The 19,643-nt window shown below is 62.6% G+C and carries 17 protein-coding genes and 2 pseudogenes; 6 read left to right on the top strand and 13 right to left on the bottom strand.

Features of this window, described 5'->3' with window-relative positions; translation table 11 throughout:
• Positions 1 to 131: 131 nt before the first annotated feature.
• From QA639_RS12650 to QA639_RS12620, 7 genes and pseudogenes are all read right to left on the bottom strand, one after another.
• On the bottom strand, positions 132 to 1,193 hold the full coding sequence (locus tag QA639_RS12650; protein WP_283089884.1) for a DUF7146 domain-containing protein: 1,062 nt from the start codon (positions 1,191 to 1,193) through the stop codon (positions 132 to 134).
• Complete coding sequence (locus QA639_RS12645) at positions 1,193 to 5,515, bottom strand: strawberry notch-like NTP hydrolase domain-containing protein (protein WP_283089883.1); 4,323 nt, start codon at positions 5,513 to 5,515, stop codon at positions 1,193 to 1,195. The genes QA639_RS12650 and QA639_RS12645 overlap by 1 nt, the downstream gene beginning before the upstream one ends.
• A gap of 178 nt (positions 5,516 to 5,693) precedes the next feature.
• Positions 5,694 to 7,822 (bottom strand): annotated as a pseudogene (locus tag QA639_RS12640) (ParB/RepB/Spo0J family partition protein).
• A 328-nt stretch (positions 7,823 to 8,150) separates the two neighbouring features.
• Entirely contained in the window at positions 8,151 to 8,294 is a 144-nt protein-coding gene (locus tag QA639_RS12635) for a hypothetical protein (protein ID WP_283089882.1), read from the bottom strand.
• Positions 8,295 to 8,517: 223 nt separating this feature from the next.
• Positions 8,518 to 9,711 carry a DUF932 domain-containing protein gene (locus tag QA639_RS12630; protein ID WP_283089881.1) on the bottom strand — a complete coding sequence of 398 codons (1,194 nt, stop codon included), beginning with the start codon at positions 9,709 to 9,711 and terminating at the stop codon, positions 8,518 to 8,520.
• A 428-nt stretch (positions 9,712 to 10,139) separates the two neighbouring features.
• Positions 10,140 to 10,322 (bottom strand): hypothetical protein, encoded by a 183-nt coding sequence (locus tag QA639_RS12625; RefSeq protein WP_283089880.1) that lies wholly within the window; start codon positions 10,320 to 10,322, stop codon positions 10,140 to 10,142.
• A 134-nt stretch (positions 10,323 to 10,456) separates the two neighbouring features.
• Positions 10,457 to 10,978, bottom strand: coding sequence for a thermonuclease family protein (locus QA639_RS12620; protein ID WP_283089879.1), 522 nt, complete (start codon positions 10,976 to 10,978; stop codon positions 10,457 to 10,459).
• Between the two features lie 364 nt (positions 10,979 to 11,342).
• Here QA639_RS12620 and QA639_RS12615 point away from each other — a divergent pair, with 364 nt between their 5' ends.
• Entirely contained in the window at positions 11,343 to 11,609 is a 267-nt protein-coding gene (locus QA639_RS12615; protein WP_283089878.1) for a hypothetical protein, read from the top strand.
• A 32-nt stretch (positions 11,610 to 11,641) separates the two neighbouring features.
• On the opposite strand, the gene QA639_RS12610 is transcribed toward QA639_RS12615, so the two are convergent.
• Positions 11,642 to 11,827: a DUF3606 domain-containing protein gene (locus QA639_RS12610; protein ID WP_283089877.1), complete on the bottom strand. Its 186-nt coding sequence runs from the start codon at positions 11,825 to 11,827 to the stop codon at positions 11,642 to 11,644.
• A 109-nt stretch (positions 11,828 to 11,936) separates the two neighbouring features.
• On the opposite strand from QA639_RS12610, the pseudogene ligD (QA639_RS12605) reads away from it, so the two are divergent.
• Positions 11,937 to 12,857: pseudogene (ligD, locus tag QA639_RS12605) on the top strand (non-homologous end-joining DNA ligase).
• Positions 12,858 to 13,073: 216 nt separating this feature from the next.
• Here the strand turns inward: ligD (QA639_RS12605) and QA639_RS12600 are convergent.
• A complete protein-coding gene (locus tag QA639_RS12600; protein ID WP_283089876.1) occupies positions 13,074 to 13,688 on the bottom strand; it encodes a cell envelope biogenesis protein TolA in 615 nt (204 codons plus the stop codon).
• Positions 13,689 to 13,824: 136 nt separating this feature from the next.
• Here QA639_RS12600 and ligD (QA639_RS12595) point away from each other — a divergent pair, with 136 nt between their 5' ends.
• Complete coding sequence (gene ligD / locus QA639_RS12595) at positions 13,825 to 14,769, top strand: non-homologous end-joining DNA ligase (RefSeq protein WP_283089875.1); 945 nt, start codon at positions 13,825 to 13,827, stop codon at positions 14,767 to 14,769.
• A gap of 83 nt (positions 14,770 to 14,852) precedes the next feature.
• Here the strand turns inward: ligD (QA639_RS12595) and QA639_RS12590 are convergent, their stop codons facing one another.
• The 3 genes from QA639_RS12590 to ku all read right to left on the bottom strand — a co-directional run bounded on the left by QA639_RS12590 (position 14,853) and on the right by ku (position 16,817).
• On the bottom strand, positions 14,853 to 15,320 hold the full coding sequence (locus tag QA639_RS12590; RefSeq protein WP_283089874.1) for a metallophosphoesterase family protein: 468 nt from the start codon (positions 15,318 to 15,320) through the stop codon (positions 14,853 to 14,855).
• The gene (locus QA639_RS12585; RefSeq protein ID WP_283089873.1) at positions 15,317 to 15,820 is read right to left on the bottom strand and encodes an NUDIX hydrolase; all 504 of its coding nucleotides are present in this window, start codon (positions 15,818 to 15,820) and stop codon (positions 15,317 to 15,319) included. The genes QA639_RS12590 and QA639_RS12585 overlap by 4 nt, the downstream gene beginning before the upstream one ends.
• A 64-nt stretch (positions 15,821 to 15,884) precedes the next feature.
• On the bottom strand, positions 15,885 to 16,817 hold the full coding sequence (gene ku / locus QA639_RS12580; RefSeq protein WP_283090573.1) for a non-homologous end joining protein Ku: 933 nt from the start codon (positions 16,815 to 16,817) through the stop codon (positions 15,885 to 15,887).
• 145 nt (positions 16,818 to 16,962) lie between these two features.
• Here ku and QA639_RS12575 point away from each other — a divergent pair, with 145 nt between their 5' ends.
• From QA639_RS12575 to QA639_RS12565, 3 genes are read left to right on the top strand one after another with little or no spacing between them, the layout of a single operon-like run.
• A complete protein-coding gene (locus tag QA639_RS12575; protein ID WP_283089872.1) occupies positions 16,963 to 17,358 on the top strand; it encodes a hypothetical protein in 396 nt (131 codons plus the stop codon).
• A gap of 45 nt (positions 17,359 to 17,403) precedes the next feature.
• A complete protein-coding gene (locus QA639_RS12570) occupies positions 17,404 to 17,853 on the top strand; it encodes a hypothetical protein (protein ID WP_283089871.1) in 450 nt (149 codons plus the stop codon).
• Positions 17,854 to 17,856: 3 nt separating this feature from the next.
• The gene (locus QA639_RS12565; protein ID WP_283089870.1) at positions 17,857 to 18,582 is read left to right on the top strand and encodes an SOS response-associated peptidase; all 726 of its coding nucleotides are present in this window, start codon (positions 17,857 to 17,859) and stop codon (positions 18,580 to 18,582) included.
• A gap of 153 nt (positions 18,583 to 18,735) precedes the next feature.
• Here QA639_RS12565 and QA639_RS12560 read toward each other — a convergent pair whose 3' ends face one another.
• The gene (locus tag QA639_RS12560) at positions 18,736 to 19,641 is read right to left on the bottom strand and encodes a restriction endonuclease (RefSeq protein ID WP_283089869.1); all 906 of its coding nucleotides are present in this window, start codon (positions 19,639 to 19,641) and stop codon (positions 18,736 to 18,738) included.
• Positions 19,642 to 19,643 lie beyond the last annotated feature (2 nt).

The following is a 19,643-nucleotide window of genomic DNA, read 5'->3' as shown; positions in this document are numbered from 1 at the left end:
TAGCCGGACGCAGCCATTGCCGGCCCGGGCCGCTTGCCGTCCGATCGCCCTCTAGAAGGCCGAGGTCGCGTCCTCTTCCGGTATTGGCCTCGCCCATGACCGACTGTCACGGTCGATCGAACCGTCGTGACCTATTCCGCGGGCACCGTCGACGAACGCAGGAAGCGGACGACATCCTCAGGTACGAGCTGAATCCGCAAGGCCGCTCGGAGACCGTCAAGACCGAAGACGTGCAGATCTTCGTTGAAATCGCCCAGTCGTGGCGACAACGCGATCGCTTCAATGCCGGCGTCTGCTGCGCGCTGGGTCAGAACAGCGAGCCCCGTATCACCGGCGGCGTCGGCATCGCGAGCGATATAGAGCCGACGCAAGCCAGACGGGAGCAACATGGCCGAGAGGTGATTGGCCGAAAGCGCAGCGGCCATCGGCATCGTCGGCAGCACGTAGCGCAGCGACAGCATGGTCTCGATGCCCTCGCCGGCGGCGAGCACGTCGTCCACCACGCCGAAGCGAACGGCATTGCCGAGAAGGTCGCCCATCGCGCGTCGTGGCGTATCGATCGGAGCCTTGCCCAGCCGAACGCGATCAAAGCCGTCCGGGTCGAGCCAGGTACGGTGTACGCCGGTGATCCTGCCATCGAGGTCAGTGACAGACGCGATCATCGCCGGCCAGGTCTCGGTCGGCAGGTGCTCGTCCGGCCGATAGTAGCAACGTGGATGGAACCGCAAGCTGCCACCATGGTGCACATGGGCTATTCCGCGTCCCTGCAAATAAGTCTCGACCACGGTCCCCTCGATCGAGCTGGATATTGCAAAGAGCCGACGAGCGGCCTCTTGCGATCCGGCCGGTGCTGCCGGACCGACGGGCTTTGAGACGAGCTCCCGTTCAGGGCGAGGTAGTTTCAAGAAGCGTCTTGCCTCCGCGGCCACCTCGCGGAAGTCGCGCAAGTCCAGGCTTTCGCGGATGATGTCGAGAAGATCGCCATGCTCGCCAGTCGCAGCGTCCGTCCATTTGCCGGCAGGCCCCTTCGGCGATTCCTGGAGCCGCACGAACATTGAGCGGCCGGGCGTGTTGTGGACGTCGCCAACCAGCCAGTACCGCCCCTCCCGCTTGCCATTGGAGAGATAGTGTCGGCACACCGCTTCGGCCTCGCGCGCGAGACGGCGTGCCAGGTCGGAGGCATCGCGCGGCATCAGGCGGCCTCACGCTCGCTGATGCGCGCGACCGGATACTGCGCGAGCACTTTCGCCAGGATCTCGACGCCGCTCGCGTCCGTCGGCACGAACATGCGCAGCTTCCAGGAGATGATCTCTCCGAAGAGGCCGTAAGCGCGCAGCCGATCGCGCATCGTGTCGTTGAAGCCAGACAGTTCGATGCGGTATGCGCCCATCACCCGCGCACGGCGAAGTTGGAGCCCCTCCGCGAGCTCGAGGACGGTCCGTCCTTCCATCAACACGGCCAAGGCAGCGTCGGGCGTCAGCGAAGGCGCGTCAGCCGCAAGGACGTTCGCAACCCAGGTCGCCGAGACCTTGCGGCCGATGACGCGCTCGCCCGTATCAGTCTGGAGCCGATAGACCCGCGTCGACTCGTTCGGCAGCCGCTTCCAGATGGGCAGCAGCAAGCCCGCCACGACGTGGATCGTGCTTTCCGTGAACTCGGGGACCTCGGCAAGCTCCGCCAGCCAAGCTGCAGCAAAACGCTTACGATCCGCCTCGGCCCAATGGCTTTCCGCCATCATTTTCAAGGGAACGCTATGCTGCTCCATCGGCCGGATCAGGCGGACGCGCCGCTCGATCTCTCCGTCATCAAGCATGAAGCTCGGAGCCGGAAGCTGGACTGCGGCACGGCCCGATCGATCATTGATCAAGAGGACGGCACGATCGTCGGAACGACGAGCAAGAGCATCATCTAGGCTCATAGGATGATTGCGCTGGCGCTGGGTAATCGTGAGCAGCCGGGTCTCCGCGCCACTGCCCGGATGCACATAGATCGTCTGCCGGTCAGTGACGATAAAGCTCTCGGCGCGGAGCGTTTCCAGCCCGATGTCGTAGGTGCCGGATGCAACTGCACCCTCGATCCGAGCAGTCAGCAACTGTTCGAAGGCTGTGAACAGGATATTCTGAAGCTCGATCGTGATCGCCAGCAACCGGTTCAGGAATGTCGTGATCGGCGGCAGGTCATCCCTGAATCCGTTGGTATCGGTCAGCTTCAGGCCGGTCGAATCCTCGAACTTCGCGAGCGAGCAGCCGTCGACCTTGCCGCGCGCAAGCAGCGTGTAGAGTTGACGCAACGCGTCGCGGCCATACTGGCTTTCGAGATTGTCCTCGGGCCGGAACACGCCCTGCCCTCCGGTCTGGCGTTGGCCGCGCGTGATGGCTCCGAACGTGTCGAGCCGGCGGGCGATGGTGCTCAAGAAGCGCTTTTCGGCCTTCACGTCGGTCGCAATGGGCCGAAACAGCGGCGGCTGCGCCTGGTTGGTCCGGTTGGTCCGGCCGAGCCCCTGGATCGCGGCGTCCGCCTTCCAGCCGGGCTCGAGCAAATAGTGGACCCGCAGGCGGCGATTCCGGGCCGACAATTCGGCGTGGTAACTCCTGCCCGTACCGCCCGCGTCGGAGAAAACGAGGATCCGCTTGACGTCGTCCATGAAGGCCGATGTCTCGGCGAGGTTGGCCGAACCGCCCCGGTTTTCGACGACCAGCCGCTCACCCTTGCGAACGATGCGGCGCGAGCGGCCGGTTACTTCGGCGACCAAGTCGGTACCGAAGCGCTGGACGACCTGGTCGAGCGCTCCAGGGACCGCAGGGAGCGAGGCAAGCTTCTCGATCAGTCGGTCGCGGCGGGCGACCGCCTCCCGGCTCTCGACCGGTTGGCCTTCACGATAAACAGGCCGCGAGCAGAGGTTGCCCTCCGAATCTGTGAAGGGTTCATAGAGCTGGACCGGGAAGGAATGCGCGAGATAATCGAGGACGTACTCGCGCGGTGTGATGTCGACCTGGACGTCGCCCCACTCCTCGGTCGGAATCCCGGCGAGCCGGCGCTCCATCAGCGCTTCACCGGTCGAGACGATCTGGACAACCGCGGCGTGGCCGGCGTCAAGATCGCGTTCGATCGAGCCGATCAAGGACGGCGTCTTCATCGAGGTCAGGAGATGACCGAAGAAGCGCTGCTTGGCGCTTTCGAAAGCGGATCGCGCGGCGGATTTGGCCTGGCCGTTCAGCGTGCAGGCCTCGCCGGTGATATTCGCGGCACGCATTGCCGCATCGAGATTGTTATGGATCACGCTGAACGCGCCGGCGTAGGCGTCGTAGATCCGAACCTGCTCGGAAGTGAGCTGGTGCTCAACGAGTTCGTACTCGACGCCCTCGTAGGAGAGTGAGCGAGCCGCGTAGAGACCGAGCGCCTTGAGGTCGCGGGCCAGCACTTCCATGGCCGCAACGCCGCCCTCCTCAATCGCCTCGACGAACTCGGCGCGCGTGGCAAACGGGAAATCGATACCTCCCCACAAACCCAGACGCTGGGCGTAGGCCAGATTGTGCACCGTGGTGGCGCCGGTCGCCGAGACATAGACGACGCGGGCATTCGGCAAGGCGTGCTGTAGCCTGAGGCCCGCACGCCCCTGCTGGGAGGCCGCCTGGTCGCCGCGCTCGCCCTTCTGGCCTGCCGCGTTCTGCATCGCGTGGCTCTCGTCGAAGACGATCACTCCGTCGAAGTCGGAGCCCAACCATTCGACGATCTGACGAACGCGCGAAAGCTTTTCACCGCGCTCGTCGGTTCGCAGCGTAGCGTAGGTGGTAAATAGGACGCCTTCCGAAAGCCGGATCGGCGTGCCCTGGCGGAAACGTGAGAGCGGCGTGACGAGCAACCGCTCCATGCCGAGCGCAGCCCAGTCGCGCTGTGCATCCTCGATCAGCTTGTCGGATTTACTGATCCAGACCGCGCGGCGGCGGCCCTTGAGCCAATTGTCGAGCAGGATGCCAGCAACTTGCCGCCCCTTGCCCGCTCCGGTCCCATCGCCCAAGAACCAGCCTCGACGGAAGCGGACAGCATCTTCTGCATCGTCGCGAGCGGCCGCCGCAACGTCGAACGTTGCATCGACCGTCCAGGAGCCCGCCAGGAATTCGGAATTCGCCTCGCCGGCGTAAATGACGCTCTCAAGCTGGGCGTCCGACAGGATGCCATCCGCCACGAGACTGGCTGGCAGATGCGGCCGATAGGATGGCCTTGGCGGCGCGACAGATGCCATGGCGGCCGACTGCACGAGCTTGGTCGGATGCGCGTGCGCGTCCGGAATACGGATCAACTGCAATCCGTATTCCTCATAAAGCGCATCAGTGAGCCCAGCGGCTTCCGGAGGCTTCCACTCGACCGTCCCGTAGGTGAGTTCGACGCCCTCTGGGGCGCGATCTGCCGAAGTTGACGACGGACGTGGTGCAAAGGCGCTGGCCGGTCGCAACGTCGCGTGGCGCCTGACGAGGTCGACCGCGACGGGCGTGGCAACGGGCGGCCTCGGGGGCACATGCTGGCTCACCCAGTCGAGCAAGGTGGCGACATCGCTCGCCATGCCTGGCGAAGTGGGAAAAACCTTCGGATCCGCGGTAGGGTTTTTATCGATCACAAGGAGCCTTGTGTCGATCTGCGTGCCGTGCTTCGCGTAGACGGCACCGTCAATGGCGGCAGAAAACACCACCCGCGCGCGTTCCTGGAGGCGAACGAAGGGATCGCGCCATGCCGGATTGTCCGGCCCGCAGCTTGCGCCGGTGATGGCGACCAGGCGCCCACCGTCGCAGAGACGCGCCAAGGCCGAAGCGATGTGCCGGAACGCCGCGTCCGCCATTCGTCGATCGACATTCGTCAGCGCCGAGAACGGCGGGTTCATCAAGACGACGCTAGGTACGAAATCGGCGTCGAGGTGATCATCGATCTGGGCGGCGTCGAACCGGGTGATCTCAACTCCGGCGAACAGATGATCGAGCAATGCAGCACGGGGTTCGGCCAACTCGTTCAATATCAGGCCGCCACCGGCGAGCTCGGCGAAGATGGCGAGCAAGCCTGTCCCCGCGGACGGCTCCAGAACGCGGTCGGCCGGTGTAATCGCGGCTGCGGTACAGGCGGCCAGCCCCAGCGGGATCGGCGTCGAGAATTGTTGAAGCGCCTGGCTGTCCTCGGAATGCCGCGTATGGGTCGGCAGACAGCTCGCGATTTTCGCGAGCATCGGCAGCATCGCGGCCATCGAACCGGCCTTGGTCCGCATGGCCGGACCGAACTTGCGAAGGAACAGAACGATTGCCGCCTCGCAGGCGTCATAGGCGGTCTTCCAATTCCAGGCGCCGGCCGCGTCCGAGGCGCCGAAGGCAGCCTCCATGGCGCCACGCAGGACCGCGGCATCGATGCGCCGGCCGCGTTCGAGATCGGTCAAGAGCTGTCGCGCAGCCCTGACCGTAGCGGTGGTGATAGTGGCAGCGGCACGCATCGAGAGCGGCGCAGCGGCAGCGCCGCCGGCGAGAGATTCGGTCATGGGGATTTCTTTCGGAGAGCAGGAACCGGTCGAATCGCCCGGCGCTCTCACGACCACGGCGATTCAAACCCTTCCCGGCCCCACTCTTCCTCTCAGCCGTTCCCAATAAAAATGGGACCGGTGCAGGGCACCGGTCCCCCAAGCAACTGAAGGACAGCCGGAGCCAGCCCTTATGCTGTCACTCAGCCGCGTCGAGCTGTTGCGGATGCTCGTCGCTGCCGTTCTCCGGATCCTCGTCGCCAGCGAGGAATTCTGGCAGGGGGCCCGCTTCACCTTCCGGCTCCACCGAAGACGGGCTGGAATCGGCGAGACGCAGCGGCTCCGGCAACCAGCCCGAGCCATCCAGGAGACGCTCGGCCTCCTTGGCCATGTCGGCCTTCTTCAGATGGTCGATCAGTTGCGCCGACGACTCGCCCTTGGCTTCCCGCACCGCGTCCAGAATGCGAGGCTTAGTGACTCGGCCGAGATAGTTGTCGACGGTCGGTCTCCAGCCAGCCTGCACCATGTCAAGTCCGGCAGCGCGCGCCAGCACGTTGGCCTGGTCGAGACGCGTGCGGACGCCGTGGGCTGAGACGCGATCCTGATTGTAACGATTGGCCGGCTCATAGACGGCGTTGACCGCAAAGGACGCGCAGTGGGCGAACAGCGATGCCTGTGCATCACCATCGAGAGCCGTCAGGGCATCCCAGAGATCGTTCTCGCCCTTCGGCAACCGTGCCTTCCAGCCCTCATGCCGCACCTCGACAGCCTTAGCCGAGACGCTTTCCCTTAAGCCAGGAGCTTGAGCGGGAAATGTTGGCGTGCGCAGCCCAATCTCAAGGCAGCTCCCGGACGAAGCAAACCGGTAAAAGACCGTCAGCACGAAGTTGTGCAGCACCGCCTGGAACGCGATCGCAGGATTTTCTGCCAGCGCATCCCGCAATGCCAGCGTACGATGCGCCGTCAGCTCGATGATGAGCCTATCAGGCAACGGCCTTGCCGGATCTTCATCATCTTCCTCCGGTTGGGTCGATGCGCCGGCGACCGAGATCGCTGCGCGCTGTACGGAAGCACTAGCTTCCTGCCCTTCGGTCGACGAGGTATCGGTGCCCCGCTCGACATCGAAATCGGCCGCGGGCGCCTCATCCTCCGGTCGGGCATAGCCTCGATCGACGGAAAGCCGCCCTTCGGAATCGATGCTGACGAAGACGCCGGCCCTGGAGATCTCGGCCGGTTTGAAGATGTCCGGTCGGTTCTCGAAAACCGCAAGCGCCTCCTCGAGTTCGCCAAACCGCACATCGACGTCATCGGGCAGCTCGTCGGCGTCTTCAAATTTTGCCTGAAGTGCATCGAATTCTGCCTGGAGAGCATCGAGGCTCGCCTGTTCCTCGGAGGTGAGATCAACCGGCACTCCCTCGAGCCTGCGGAGCCCGTGATCATGACCGTAGGGAAAGCTCGCACCGACTTCGATCCACTTCCAGCCTTCGGCCGCGATCGCTTCGGCCTCAGTGCGCAGCTTCTCGGCGACAAGACGCTCGAGCAAAGCGATGTCCTGGAGCCAACCGCCGCCATCCTCTTCGAAGAGATCGTGCAGCACGTTGCCACCGGCCGCCTCGTAGGCGGCGAGGCCGACAAACCGCACGCGTTTGTCGGACGCCTTCACCGTGCTCTCGGTCAGCACGCGCCTTATCTGATATGGTTCGTCGTAACCCGATTTGTTGGCATTCTCCCAGACCTGCTCCTGCCGGGCGTGATCATCGGTAATCGAGAATGCCATCAACTGTTCGAGCGACATGCCCTCGGCGGCGTAGACGTCGAGCAACTTTGGGGAGACGGTCGCGAGCCGAAGCCGCTGTTTGACCACATTGGCGGAAACGAAGAAGACTGCCGCGATGTCTTCCTCGGAACGGCCTTGTTCGCGCAACGTCTGGAATGCACGAAACTGATCGAGGGGATGAAGCGCGACGCGATGCACGTTTTCGGCGAGCGAGTCCTCCTCGGCGCTGATCTCCGTACCCATGTCACCGACGATGCAGGAACCGGCGCGGTCTTTGCAAGGCGCTTCTGCTTCACTAGGAGTTCGAGCGCGCGAAAACGGCGGCCTCCGGCGGGCACCTCGAACGTGCCAGTTTCCTGTCCGTCGGCATCAAGGACAGGCAGCACGTAGAGACTCTGCAAGAGCTTTCCGCGATGGGCGATGTCCTCGGCGAGATCCTCGATCGAGATGCCGGCCTTGATCCGCCGCACATTCTTCTGGCTCAATACGAGTTTATTGAAGGGAATGTCGCGCGACGGCGACAGCTTGATCTTCTGAACGGCGTTTGCCATGTCACTTCTCCGGAACGGGCGGCCGGGAGCCTCCCTCTCGACCTCCAACCCGTTCGCGAAGAGGCCTGCCCTCCTCTCGCTCTCTTTTTCAGCGGGCAATGGCGATGCTTGGCAGCTGGCGGGCCAACTCAATCGTGCCCTCGCATCCCGGACGAAGCCTGAAACGACTGGCACTGGGCGGCACAGGCCGCTATGTTTGGCTGCCATGAGCCACTACATTTTGGATGGACACGAGCCCAAGCGCACGGACCCGGCTTCGTGGCGGCAATGGTATGAGTCAGCCGACCGTATTGTCGCGAGGACCGAGATAGGTCCGGATATCGTCACCTCAACCGTGTTCGTGGGTCTCGATCTCGGATGCGAGCCAGATCGCCCCCTTGTTTTCGAAACAGAGGTCATGGAAGCCGGCGTAGCCTCCGTCGATGCCCGGCGGGTGCGTTACCCAACGTGGGTCGAAGCTGAACGAGGCCACGCAAAACTCGTAAGCGAGTATCGCGGCATCTAAGCGTGATCTTCTAAGCTGCACGGAACTGCGGGTTTGTCGACGGGCCACCGGCCAAAGGGCCGTCGCGGGATTGTCGGCCCGCGACGGAGTCGAATTCCAGTTCTTCCGGGAGGCAGCGCCCCTGGAATGTGTGAATCGGAAGAACGAAGACGCACCGAGCTGGGGGCCCAAAAGTCCCGGCCCGCGGAAGTCACGCCACCCGGTCGAGCAACTTCTTGGCCTTGGCCTCCATGTCCAGCCGAGCATCCTGATGAGGCTTGTCGCGCGCGACGGCGGTGATGCCCTGCACGAAATCAAAGATGCTTTCGGGCGGGCGGCCTTCCTCCGCCAACACCGCGTCGATCACCTTGGCTATCTCGGTCTTGGAGAAGCCGCGCCGGCGCAGAAACTCGGTGCGGTCCTCGTCGCTGCGTGCCACGATCCGCTCGCGGGCGGCTTTGATGCCATTGACGAAGGGCATGGGTGAGGAGTTCGCGAAGTTCAGCAGCGCCGGGGCCGCCTCGTGGGCGAAGCGGGAGGCTGCGTATTTGGAATGGCGGATGGTGATCTCCTCGAAATCCTCCACGCCCCACAGGTTGCGATTTTGGCAGACCGCCCGAAGATAGAAGCTTGCCATGCCGAGCGTCTTCGCCCCAACTTCCGAGTTCCAGCAATAGAAGCCGCGGAAATAGAGGTCGGGCGAGCCATCGCGGAGGCGACCAGCTTCGATCGGATTCAGGTCATCGACCAGGAAAAGGAAAACGTCCCGGTCCGATGCATAGAGAGTGGTCGTGTCCTTGGAGATGTCGACACGGGGATTATAGATGCCGGTTGACCAGTCGAGCACACCGGGCACTTTCCACCGCGTATCCCCCGTACCATTGCCGGCAATGCGCTGCACGGCCTCGACCAACTCGTGGTCGAATATTCGGCCATAATCGGGGCCAGTGACGGCGCGAAGCTCAACGCGGCCATCTTCGGTCTCGAGCGTTTTGATCTGCTCGACGCGATTGGAGGTCAGGCCATATTGCAGGTTGATGCCAGCGAGTGCCGCAGGGAGTTGTCGCAGGTAAGTGGCCGGAGCGCCAACCTGGCTTGCAAGCTGGCCGAAGCTCCAGTGGGTCGGCGCGACTGGCTTGTCCGCGCCGGGCAGCATCAGAGCCAAGCGCTCGGGGTCGGCACGGCTTGCTTCGACATGGATGAGCGCGCTTTCGACCACGCGCGTCCGGCTGCGATCCGTGCGATCACGCACCGTGCGGGCCAGCTCGTTGAGCGACAGATAACGCTCATCCGCAGGACGGGAAAACCATTCCGAGGACACCCGACCAACGCGCTCGCCGCGATTCACATCCACTCTGTAACCGCCACCGACGTTGCGGCGGGCATCAAGAACCTGCGTATTCATGGGAGCAATCTCCATGACGGGCGCCGGAAGAGTCTCCTCCGGCCCTCAACCCGTCACGGTCAACGCCGCTCCACTCTTCCTCTTATGCATCATTGATCGTGACGCCCATCAGGCGTGCGCGCACGCGCATCGCCGCAACGGAAAATGGCACCCGGAGAGCGTGAGCATAGCGACCCGAAGGGGCACGCGGGTCCGAGTGCAGCGACGAGACCGGTTAACAGCGGCACCCGGGAACGGGGCAGTGATAGCGATCGCCGAAGGCGAGCCCCTTTCCCGAGTGCCCCCGGCGAGGAGCTCCGAAGCTCTTGCGCGAGGGATCGAAGCCGGACGGCCGAGACGCAAAGCGGCTCGGTTCACGAGAGCCCGATGCGGCGAAGCCGCACGCGCGCGCAAGCGGAAGAACTCCGCTTAGGCTCGACCCGGTTGATCTAGATTTCCTCGCGCGCATGCGTCTGCGCGTCGTAGATCCTGATCTGAAGCATCGGAAAACGCTTCTTTAGTTCTTCGCCACCCGCCCTGGCGCCGTCCCTGGTTGTAAATTCGGCTTTGAACCGACCGTCGACTTCAAGTGCGTAACCAGCGGCCGGCAATTCACGGGTGGCTGCAACCATTTCATTCCCATCGTGCAGTGAGGTGATTGGGAATGATGGGTAGCGTGAGTCGCCCAAACCGCGCCAGAGCCACCTGCCCAAATGGGGTGATAGGCCAACACACATTGTGGATCGGCATCTCTCTGGAAATCGTATCAAGGATGGGCATTTGCGTCATCCGAGCAGGTGGCCGGCTTTCCACTTGCCCGAATGCATGCACGATAGAACCACGGCTCGACGTAGCTTCCCTTCCAGAGTCCCTGGCCGGTACGCTCAGCCTCGCGCTGAGCTTCGCGATATCGGCCCTTCGAGTATTGAGGCCAATCCAACGCAAGGCCGCTCCGCACAAGCCATTCAGCGAGATCCCTGCCTGCGACCGAGCAAGTTGCGACGGTGCGACCATACGGGTCGAGGCTGGCTGGAGCACAATTGACGGGACGGCGGGCAATGAAGGCGTCAAGATCGTTCGCGGCCTGCGCACCGCAACGATATTGTAAGCTGTCTTCGCCGCGACACAGCTGAGTGCTCTCAGGTGCATCGACACCCCAAAGCCGGATGCGCACTCCATGTATTTCCAACGTGTCGCCGTCGATAACGCTGGCCTGTCCGACAAAATCGTCCGCCAGCGCCACGCTCGACAGAATGGCGAGAATCAAAGCGACAGAAGTTCGACGCATTCCAATGACCTTGCGAATATATGAAATCTCGCGGATTGGATTGGCCAGTTCTCGAGTGTCTCAGCGCCGGCAGGTTCTCGCGTTAGATGGTAGGCTGGTCAGCCGGCGAAGAGGATGGGTTGTGTCCCAATGCACCGCTCGGGATGAGGCAAAGGCGCTGCAGCACCCTTTGCCAGACGAGACCTTGAAAGTCGTCATGCGCGACGCGGACAAAGAACACAAGATTGCTGCGTACCAGTTTGCACAGTACGGCGGAACACGTGGAAAAGCACCTGTCCCGGCGATTCGGAATCCCTGCTCTGTGTTAGCAGCCGGAACGAATCGAGGGCCGCAAGGATTCGCCCCTCGCGCAGGAGCGATTTTGATGCTGATGACCAAGGAGAGGCGAACGGCGATACGCACGGTACGCGGGTGGGCGATAGCCGTGCTGCAGGAGGCAGGCGCGATCCGCGAATGTGAATACCACGGCTGGATGCAGGACCGGGCAGATCCGCACGCGCGGGACCGGGCGTTCGAAATCGCCCGACAGGATCCGCCGCCGGGCCTTTCGCCCGAGGCGGCTGCCGGCGCGGTGACCGAAGTCCTGGACTCGGTCGGCGATACCTGCCCCGAATGCCCGCCCGATCTCTAGGTAACGCGCGGGACAATCGACGCGAGCAAAACCTAACGATCGAGACGCTTTTCGACACGCTTCCGGCTGTTGCCGACCTTTTTGACAGCTTTCTTGACCGCTGACGCCGACCGCCCTGTCTTCTTGGACTCGTACCCCACTTCATACTTTTCCCCGCCAGCCACACGGGCCCGGTCCTGCTTGCGCCCACGCGCAGTCTTCTTCTTCGCTGCCGCCATCGGCTCCTCCTGTCGGACTTGATAGGAGACCAACGCAGCAAAGGATTCCCGGGTTCCGGAACGATTCGAACTGTGTCAGTTTGAATCAGCTGTTGCGTGGAGTGCTAAAGTGGCGTTTCAGCGTCGAAAACCGGCGACCATGGGCGCGAAGGCGCCAATGCCGGGCTTCATCGAACCGGCCTTGGCCACCTCAATCGAGAGGGTGCCGTCCGGAGAGCGCTGGATTCACGAAATCAAGTTCGACGGCTACCGGGTCCAGGTCCACTTGGCCAACGAGGCGGCCAAGATCTTTACCCGGCGTGGCCACGACTGGACGCACCGCTTCAAGAAGGCTGCCCACGACGCCTAGCGCATCAAGGCGAGCTCGGCCGTCATCGACGGCGAGATCGTCGTCCCCGCCGCCGACGGCACGACCGACTTCTCGGTGCTTCAGAACGAGCTCAAGGGCAAGTCGACGAGCATTGTGCTGGTGGCGTTCGATCTCCTCTATCTGAATGGCCGCGATCTTCGGAAGTTGCCGCTGATCCAAAGGAAAGCCGAGCTCAGGAAGATCGTCGGTGGCACCGAGGTCCAGTTCAGCGAAAGCTTCGAGATCGAGGGCCGCGAGATGTTCGCGCACGCCTGCAAACTCGGTCTGGAAGGCGTCGTCTCGAAGGTGCGAGATGCTCCCTATCCGAAGGGGCGTACAAGCGATTGGGTGAAGAAAACATGCGTCCAGCGCGAGACGTTGACCATCGCCGGCTTCGCACTCGACGAGGGAAAATGGGACGGCATCTACGTCGGCCGCCGCAAGGGCGACGATCTGGTCTATGCGGGCAAGGTCGACCACGGCTTTGACAAGTCTTCCGCCGCTGACCTCCAGAAGAGACTGAAGCCGCTGATCCGGAAGACGCAGCCGTACACAAAGTGGATCGCCCATAGGGGCATCTGGGTAGAGCCAAAGCTGCTCGCCGAGATCGAATATCGCGCGAAGTCGGCCGAGGGAAAGGTCCGGCACCCGTTCTTCCGGGGCCTGCGGGAGGACCTGTGATGGATGCATTCGATCGCTTCTGGCGGTGGGCCAACAAACCCTTGGAAAGCCAATTGACGATTCCGGCCGAGCTACATCGGGCCGTTATGGAGCTCGCTCCTGAGGATCGACGGGATCACGTCGCGGTGAAACAAGCCGCAGCACACGTTCTAGACCCGATCGATAAACGCGTGCAGGGGATCGCTGGGCCTTCACGCGTGGGCGCCGCCACAGAAACTAACCCCGCGCGCGCCGCAAGGCGGCTTGCAGTCGCTCCCTTTCCTTATCCCAGCGGGCTTCTTCGTTTTGTGATCTCTTCTCGAGAGCCTCAACCTCGGCCTGGATGGTCGCGGCCCGCTTTGCGTGTTCCTGCTCGGCCTTGTCGAAGGTAGCCTGCGCCTTGTCGACCGCTTGCTGTCGGCGTTCACGCTCCTTCTGCCTGGCGGCCTCTTCCTTCGCCCGTTCAGCATCGCGGCGTCTCTGTTCCCGTTCGTAGGCGAGAGCGGCCTTCCGCTCCGCAGCTTTGTCGACGGGGCGCGAGGAAGGCTTCTTCGCCTCTTGGCCTTTCGACTTGCGGGCAGTTTTCCTTGGTCTGCCGCCACCAAGATCGGTGGGCAGCTCGGCATGTTCGCTGAAAGGCCTCTCGGTCCCAACCGGGCGCCTGGGAACGACGCCGGGCTTTGCCATGGTCGCGGCGATGACGTCCGGATCGTGGCTCTCCTTCGCCGCGCCCTGATGAAAGAGATTGCTGTCGGCGCCCCAAGCCTCCAGAGCCGCCTTCATGGATGGTGCGGCAATCGCCTGATGGAAGAAGCCCAGCGAGGTCTGATAGGTCTTCAGTTTTCTGGCCATCGGTCTGATGCGCCCTCCGCGATCGATCGTGCTCGCGCCACGGCACCTACGGAACACGACGCGGGCTCGAAGCGTTCCCTAAAGCTTGAAGGACGTCCATCCATTTCGCAACGCGCTCTGAAGGATTGGCCCTCGAATGAGCCGGACGTCGACCCTGCCCAAGCGCTTGCAGCCGATGCTCGCTACGCTCACCGACGCGCCGTTCAACGACCCCGGCTGGGTTTTCGAAGACAAGTACGACGGCTTCCGGATGATTGCAGAAATCCGGCAGGGCAAGGTTGCGCTCTACAGCCGCAACGGCAAGATCATCAGCCGCAGCTATATCGTGGTCGCCAAAGCGCTGGAGGGCGTGAAGGGCGACGCCGTGATCGACGGCGAACTCGTCGCGATCGGAAAGGACGGCGTCTCGCATTTCCAGCTGCTTCAAAACGCGCTGCGCCATGAAGCGAAGCTCCTTTATTACGCTTTCGATCTCATGTTCGAGAATGCAGTGGACTTGCGCAGGCAGCCTCTCCTCGAGCGCAAGAAGCGGCTGAAGGCGATTCTGCCGCGGCACCGGCTGATCGCCTTCAGCCCTCACCGCAAAGGAGACGGCACGAAATTCTTCGTCGACGCCGAGCGGAAGGGCCTGGAAGGCATCATGGCGAAGCGCGCCGGCAGCGCGTATACGTCCGGAAGCCGGACGCCGGATTGGCTGAAGATCAAGACAGCCAAGCGGCAGGAAGTGGTGATCGCGGGCTTCACGGCGCCGAGGCGCACCAGGCCATTCTTCGGCGCCCTGGTCCTCGCCTTGCGGGAAGACGACGCATGGCGCTACATCGGACATGTTGGCACTGGCTTCAGCCACAAGGTCCTGGAAGACCTCCATGCCAAGCTCATGAAGCTCACGACCCCGAAATCACCTTTCCCTGCCAAAGTGAAGGACGAGGCCGCCACGACCTGGGTCAGGCCTTCGTTGGTTGCCGAGGTCAAGTTCGCGGAGTGGACGAGTAAGGGCGAACTGCGCCAGCCCGTCTACCTCGGGCTCAGGTCCGACAAGCGAGCGAAGGACGTCGTGCGTGAGCGAGAACGTCCGCGCTAGTGGCGCTCCCTTCGGCGTAACCGGGCAAACGGAACGACTAACGCATTCGCTTCTTCCGCTGTGAATTTCCTCCGCGATGGTACTCAGTAGTCGTCTCCAAGTTCGTGGATTTCCGGTCGCATGCCCTCAGGCGTGACATCGAGCGTCGCAAGCGTGATCGGCAGCTTGAATCGCCGCGGTCCCGCGCTGCCGGGATTCAGGTAGAGAACGCCACCGACCGTATCGATCTTTGGCACGTGGGAATGCCCGGAGACGATGACATCGATGCCGGGGCCAAGACCGGCCTGCAGCGTCTTCAGGTCGTGCAGAACGTAGATCGACTTTCCCGCCAGGCGCACGCGTTTCGTGTCGGGATATTGGTGGGCCCACTCGCCACTGTCCACGTTTCCACGGATGGCCGTGACAGGCGCGATCCGGCGAAGCGCGTCTACGATCTCGGGGCGCCCGATGTCGCCGGCGTGAATGATGTGATCGACGCCCGCCAGGCCTCGTTCCGCCTCGGGTCTAAACAAGCCGTGCGTGTCCGAAATGATTCCAATCCTGAACATCATTTCGCGGCGCTCTCAACGGCGATCGCCAAAAGACGATCGAGAAACTCTACCTGAGCGGACAGCATCTTCGTCCGCGCGAACTCGATATCGAACCATTCCGCGCGATCGACTTCGGGAAAGCTCTGTCTTCGACCGCTTCGGGGCGGCCATTCAATTTCGAAGGTATTGCTAGTCAGCGCAGCCGGGTCAAAATGGCCCTCGCCGGCGAATGCGATGACGCGCTTTCCTCCTCGCTGTTGGACCTCCCCCAGCAGCTGGATTGGACCAATCGAAGCACTCGGGCCGAGTTCTTCGGCAAACTCGCGCCGCGCGACCTGCTCCGGAGCATCCGCGGCATCGGTTTCGCCCTTCGGAATGGACCAGGCGCCATTATCCTTCTTGCGCCAGAACGGACCGCCGGGATGAACGAGCAGAACCTCGAGCCCGCGAGCGCCCTTGCGGTATGCGAGAATACCCGCGCTCAAGGTCGATCTCCTGGAAGTCTTTTTCAGCGCAGCCATATCGCTCCCTGCCGCGGACGATGAAGTAATGGCCGTCAGGCATCACTGGTTGCTTCAAGACGCGCTAGGCTGACTTGCGCTGCGGTTTTGCCGCCGGCTTCTTCGCCGCGGCCTCTTTCGCCGGCTTCTTGCCTGCGATCGGCATCAGCATTTCCTTCTGCCCGGCTGCCGCCTTGCGCGGCTTTTTACCTGGCTTCTTGGGGGCCTCTGTCGCGGCCGCCCCTTCTCTTCCAATGCTCTTGCGCAGCGCGTCCATCAGGTCGACGACGTTCTCGCCGCGGGGACGCGCCTTCGCGGTGATGGGTTTGCCGGCGCGCTTCTGGTTGATGAGATCGATGAGGGCGGTTTCGTACTGATCTTCGAACTTGTCCGGCTCGAAATGACCTGCCTTCTGATTGACGATGTGCTTGGCGAGATCAAGCATATCCTTCGTGACTTTGACGTCCTGGATATTGTCGAAATACTCGTCGGCGGAGCGGACTTCGTAGGGATAGCGCAGCAAGGTCCCCATCAGCCCCTTGTCCAGCGGCTCCAGCGCGATGATGTGCTCGCGATTGGTCAGCACCACGCGACCGATCGCGACCTTGTTCATTTCGCGGATGGTTTCGCGGATAACCGCGAAGGCGTCGTGCCCGACTTTGCCATCTGGAGTCAGGTAGTAAGGGCGGATCAGGTAGCGTGGGTCGATCTCGCTGCGGTCGACGAACTCGTCGATCTCGATCGTTCGCGTCGATTCCAGCGCGACATTCTCGAGCTCTTCCTTCGTCACCTCAATAAATGTGTCGGTGTCGACCTTGTAGCCCTTGACGATGTCTTCGTTATCGACCTCCTCACCGGTATCAGCGTCCACCTTGGCGTACTTGATGCGGTGGCCGGTCTTCCGGTTGAGCTGGTTGAACGAGACCTTTTCGGATTCCGACGTGGCCGGATAGAGCGCTACCGGACAGGTGACGAGGGAAAGACGCAGGAAGCCTTTCCAGTTAGCGCGAGGGGCCATCGCGGGGAACTCCATTACTGACGCCGGATTCAAGACGAACGGCCCGGCTTGGTTCCGACACCGCGCCCCTCCCAAAAGGATGATTTTTTCCACGATGAGGGTCCGAGCGGACTCGACATTTGTTCTTGTTATGTTCTAATTCGGAATGACCGATCGACCCGCGAGCTGGCGTATGCCGACCCCAAAACAGATGGAAAAGCTGGCCATAGAAGCCGCCCGTAGGCAGGGCCCCTCCCCCGCGGCTCCGGACGCGCCGCTCCCGGCGGAATATTGGGAATCGGTCCTGAAAGACCCTCGGGCCGACGAGAGTGGAGCCGAGAGGCGGCAGCGGCGTCTTTCCGAGATTCAACGCCACGTCCTGCGCATCTCATGCCGTCGGTGCGAGCGGAGCGTGGAAATCCAGAAGGCCGATGCAGTGCGATTGTATGGCGGCAACGCGCTTTGGAAGGACGTGGCGCAGCGATTGCTTGACAACACCTGCCAGCAGCGCACCGGCAGGCATGAAGAAGACGGGTGCTGGCCGGCGTTCGAGACGCCGTAACTTTTCCCGATTGCCGATCCGATCGATTAGCGCCTGGATATCCGGATGGCCCCGAAGTATCACCCCACGCCCCTGTCGGGCGGCGATCGCAAGGCTCTGGCGAAAGAGCTCGGCAAGGCACGGGCGATGGCCAACATGCTTGCTGTTCAATCGTCGGAGATGCGGGCCAAGGGCGAGGTCATGATCCAGCAAGCTGACAGGCTGCTTTGCGAAAGCTGGAACGAGCGCATGTGGAGCGACGGCGAACCGATCGACCCGTCACCCACGATCGACCAAGCCGTGAACGGAGGCTTTCCCTGGCTCGAGATCAGGTGCGCACGCTGCAAGACGCCGAGCGACGTCGACCTCGCGGCGATGAAACATCCGCCGACCACCTTCGTGCACGATCTCGCCAGCCGGCTGCGCTGCCGCAAATGCGCCAAGGCGGGCCGGCGTCCGTCCGCGACTCTGCTACAGTTGACATGGCAGCCTCGCCACCCTCGGACCGAAGCCTGACTGATGTGCAATCTCTATTCGATCATGACCAACCAAGCCGCCATCAGCGCGCTGTTCCGCGTCGTAAACCGATACGTCGGCAATCTGGCGCCGATGCCCGGCGTGTTTCCGGACTACAAAGCACCGATCGTGCGCAACGGGTCCGAAGGCCGCGAGCTCGCCACGGCGCGCTGGGGGATGCCATCGTCGTCGAAGGCGCTGATGGACGCCACCAAGAAGCGAGCTGAAAAGCTGCAGGCCAAGGGCAAGGCAGTGGATTTCAAGGAATTGCTCAGAATGGAGCCGGACGGTGGCACGACCAACATCCGCAACGTGAAGAGCAAACACTGGACCCGATGGCTAGGAGCCGAGAACCGTTGTTTGGTGCCATTCAACTCGTTTAGCGAGTTCAACAAAGCAGAAGGCGGCGACATCTGGTTCGCCCTCGACGAGTCGCGCCCCCTCGCCTGCTTCGCCGGCATCTGGACCAATTGGACCAGCGTCCGGAAGGTCAAGGAAGGTGAGACGACCAACGACCTCTACGCGTTTCTCACGACGGAGCCGAACGCAGAGGTCGGCGCCATCCACCCCAAAGCGATGCCGGTTATCCTGGCGATGCCTGACGAGGTCGATACCTGGATGACAGCCTCTCCAGACGAAGCCCTCAAGCTGCAGCGGCCCCTGCCGGACGGAATGCTCCGGGTCGTCGCCCGCGGCGTCAAGGAAGACCCGGCAGGGTCCACAGTGTGACCGACGAGACAGACTACCAAACGGCGCCACCGCCGCATTAGCGCAAGATCATCCATATCGATATGGATGCCTTTACGTATGCCGCATTACGACACGCAGGAGCCTGCAATCGTTGCTTATACCGTCATCACAATCCAAGCCCGATCAACTCCCTTATAGATTCAGGTCCCGCACGGCGACGAACGCCCTGTTCGTCTCGGCGGCACGGCGTTCCTTGGCCTCCAAAACCGCGATCAGCGAGACCTTGCGCGAGAGCACCTCATAAAGGTCCAGCCCGTCAGCGCATATGAGGTTCGTCTGCCGTCCACGCGAGAACGCCTCCAGCCCCTCCCCCGTGAATCCGGAATTGCTAACGAACAGGCCGCGCGACCACGACGCCTTTCCACCAACCTTGCCCGAAAAGGTCATCAGGTCTCCAAAGCCGATCTGAGGCCCGTGCCATTTCGCCTCAACCAGATAGGTCTGACCGTGCAGTTTGAAACTGCCGTCGATCTGTTCGCCGACGAGTCGGAAAGAGCCACGTGGCGCGAGCCCGAAACCGGCGAATAGCTCATTGAGAAAGCCCTCGAAGCGCAAGCCCCGTGCTTGCGGATCGAGCTTCGTGATCTCGATAAGCAACGTGGCGAGCTCCCGCGCCTTCTCAACGCTCAGCGTCGACGGCACCTGCGGCGCAGTTTCTGCCGCCTTCGGGGAATCGAAGCTGCTGAGGAAGCTCGGATCGAGCAGCTCCGGAATCTTGAATTGCACGCCGGGAAGAAGGCTGTTGAGGCGGTCGATCTCCTCTCGGCTCAGTGGATTGCCCTTCCCGCGCCGGTACGTCATCGCTTGGCGGACGATCGCCACGATCAGTTTCGTAAAACATGACCGGCGCTGTTCTAGCGTCGCGGTCAGGAGCTGCACGATCGCGGGTCGCTTGCTGCCAGGAGTCCACAGATCGCCGACGCCAGCCTGTGCGGCGGCAAGCGGAAAGGCGGTCCGGTTGTTGCCGCTCCCGGGAAGGAAATCGTAGAGGAGGTCCGCCAAATCTTCGACCGCCTGAGCTTCTCGAAATGACATCATTG

The sequence above is a fragment of the Bradyrhizobium pachyrhizi genome (genome assembly GCF_029714545.1).
Taxonomy (GTDB): domain Bacteria; phylum Pseudomonadota; class Alphaproteobacteria; order Rhizobiales; family Xanthobacteraceae; genus Bradyrhizobium; species Bradyrhizobium pachyrhizi.
Note: the sequence above shows the minus strand (reverse complement) of the source record. Positions and strands in the feature narration are given on the sequence as shown.

Bases quoted from the DNA above. Each gene is read 5' to 3' on its own strand.
- QA639_RS12650 (WP_283089884.1), bottom strand. From the start codon at position 1,193: ATGCCGCGCGATGCCTCCGACCTGGCACGCCGTCTCGCGCGCGAGGCC.
- QA639_RS12645 (WP_283089883.1), bottom strand. From the start codon at position 5,515: ATGACCGAATCTCTCGCCGGCGGCGCTGCCGCTGCGCCGCTCTCGATG.
- QA639_RS12630 (WP_283089881.1), bottom strand. From the start codon at position 9,711: ATGAATACGCAGGTTCTTGATGCCCGCCGCAACGTCGGTGGCGGTTAC.
- QA639_RS12625 (WP_283089880.1), bottom strand. From the start codon at position 10,322: ATGGTTGCAGCCACCCGTGAATTGCCGGCCGCTGGTTACGCACTTGAA.
- QA639_RS12620 (WP_283089879.1), bottom strand. From the start codon at position 10,978: ATGCGTCGAACTTCTGTCGCTTTGATTCTCGCCATTCTGTCGAGCGTG.
- QA639_RS12615 (WP_283089878.1), top strand. From the start codon at position 11,343: ATGCTGATGACCAAGGAGAGGCGAACGGCGATACGCACGGTACGCGGG.
- QA639_RS12610 (WP_283089877.1), bottom strand. From the start codon at position 11,827: ATGGCGGCAGCGAAGAAGAAGACTGCGCGTGGGCGCAAGCAGGACCGG.
- QA639_RS12600 (WP_283089876.1), bottom strand. From the start codon at position 13,688: ATGGCCAGAAAACTGAAGACCTATCAGACCTCGCTGGGCTTCTTCCAT.
- ligD (WP_283089875.1), top strand. From the start codon at position 13,825: ATGAGCCGGACGTCGACCCTGCCCAAGCGCTTGCAGCCGATGCTCGCT.
- QA639_RS12590 (WP_283089874.1), bottom strand. From the start codon at position 15,320: ATGATGTTCAGGATTGGAATCATTTCGGACACGCACGGCTTGTTTAGA.
- QA639_RS12585 (WP_283089873.1), bottom strand. From the start codon at position 15,820: ATGGCTGCGCTGAAAAAGACTTCCAGGAGATCGACCTTGAGCGCGGGT.
- ku (WP_283090573.1), bottom strand. From the start codon at position 16,817: ATGGCCCCTCGCGCTAACTGGAAAGGCTTCCTGCGTCTTTCCCTCGTC.
- QA639_RS12575 (WP_283089872.1), top strand. From the start codon at position 16,963: ATGACCGATCGACCCGCGAGCTGGCGTATGCCGACCCCAAAACAGATG.
- QA639_RS12570 (WP_283089871.1), top strand. From the start codon at position 17,404: ATGGCCCCGAAGTATCACCCCACGCCCCTGTCGGGCGGCGATCGCAAG.
- QA639_RS12565 (WP_283089870.1), top strand. From the start codon at position 17,857: ATGTGCAATCTCTATTCGATCATGACCAACCAAGCCGCCATCAGCGCG.
- QA639_RS12560 (WP_283089869.1), bottom strand. From the start codon at position 19,641: ATGATGTCATTTCGAGAAGCTCAGGCGGTCGAAGATTTGGCGGACCTC.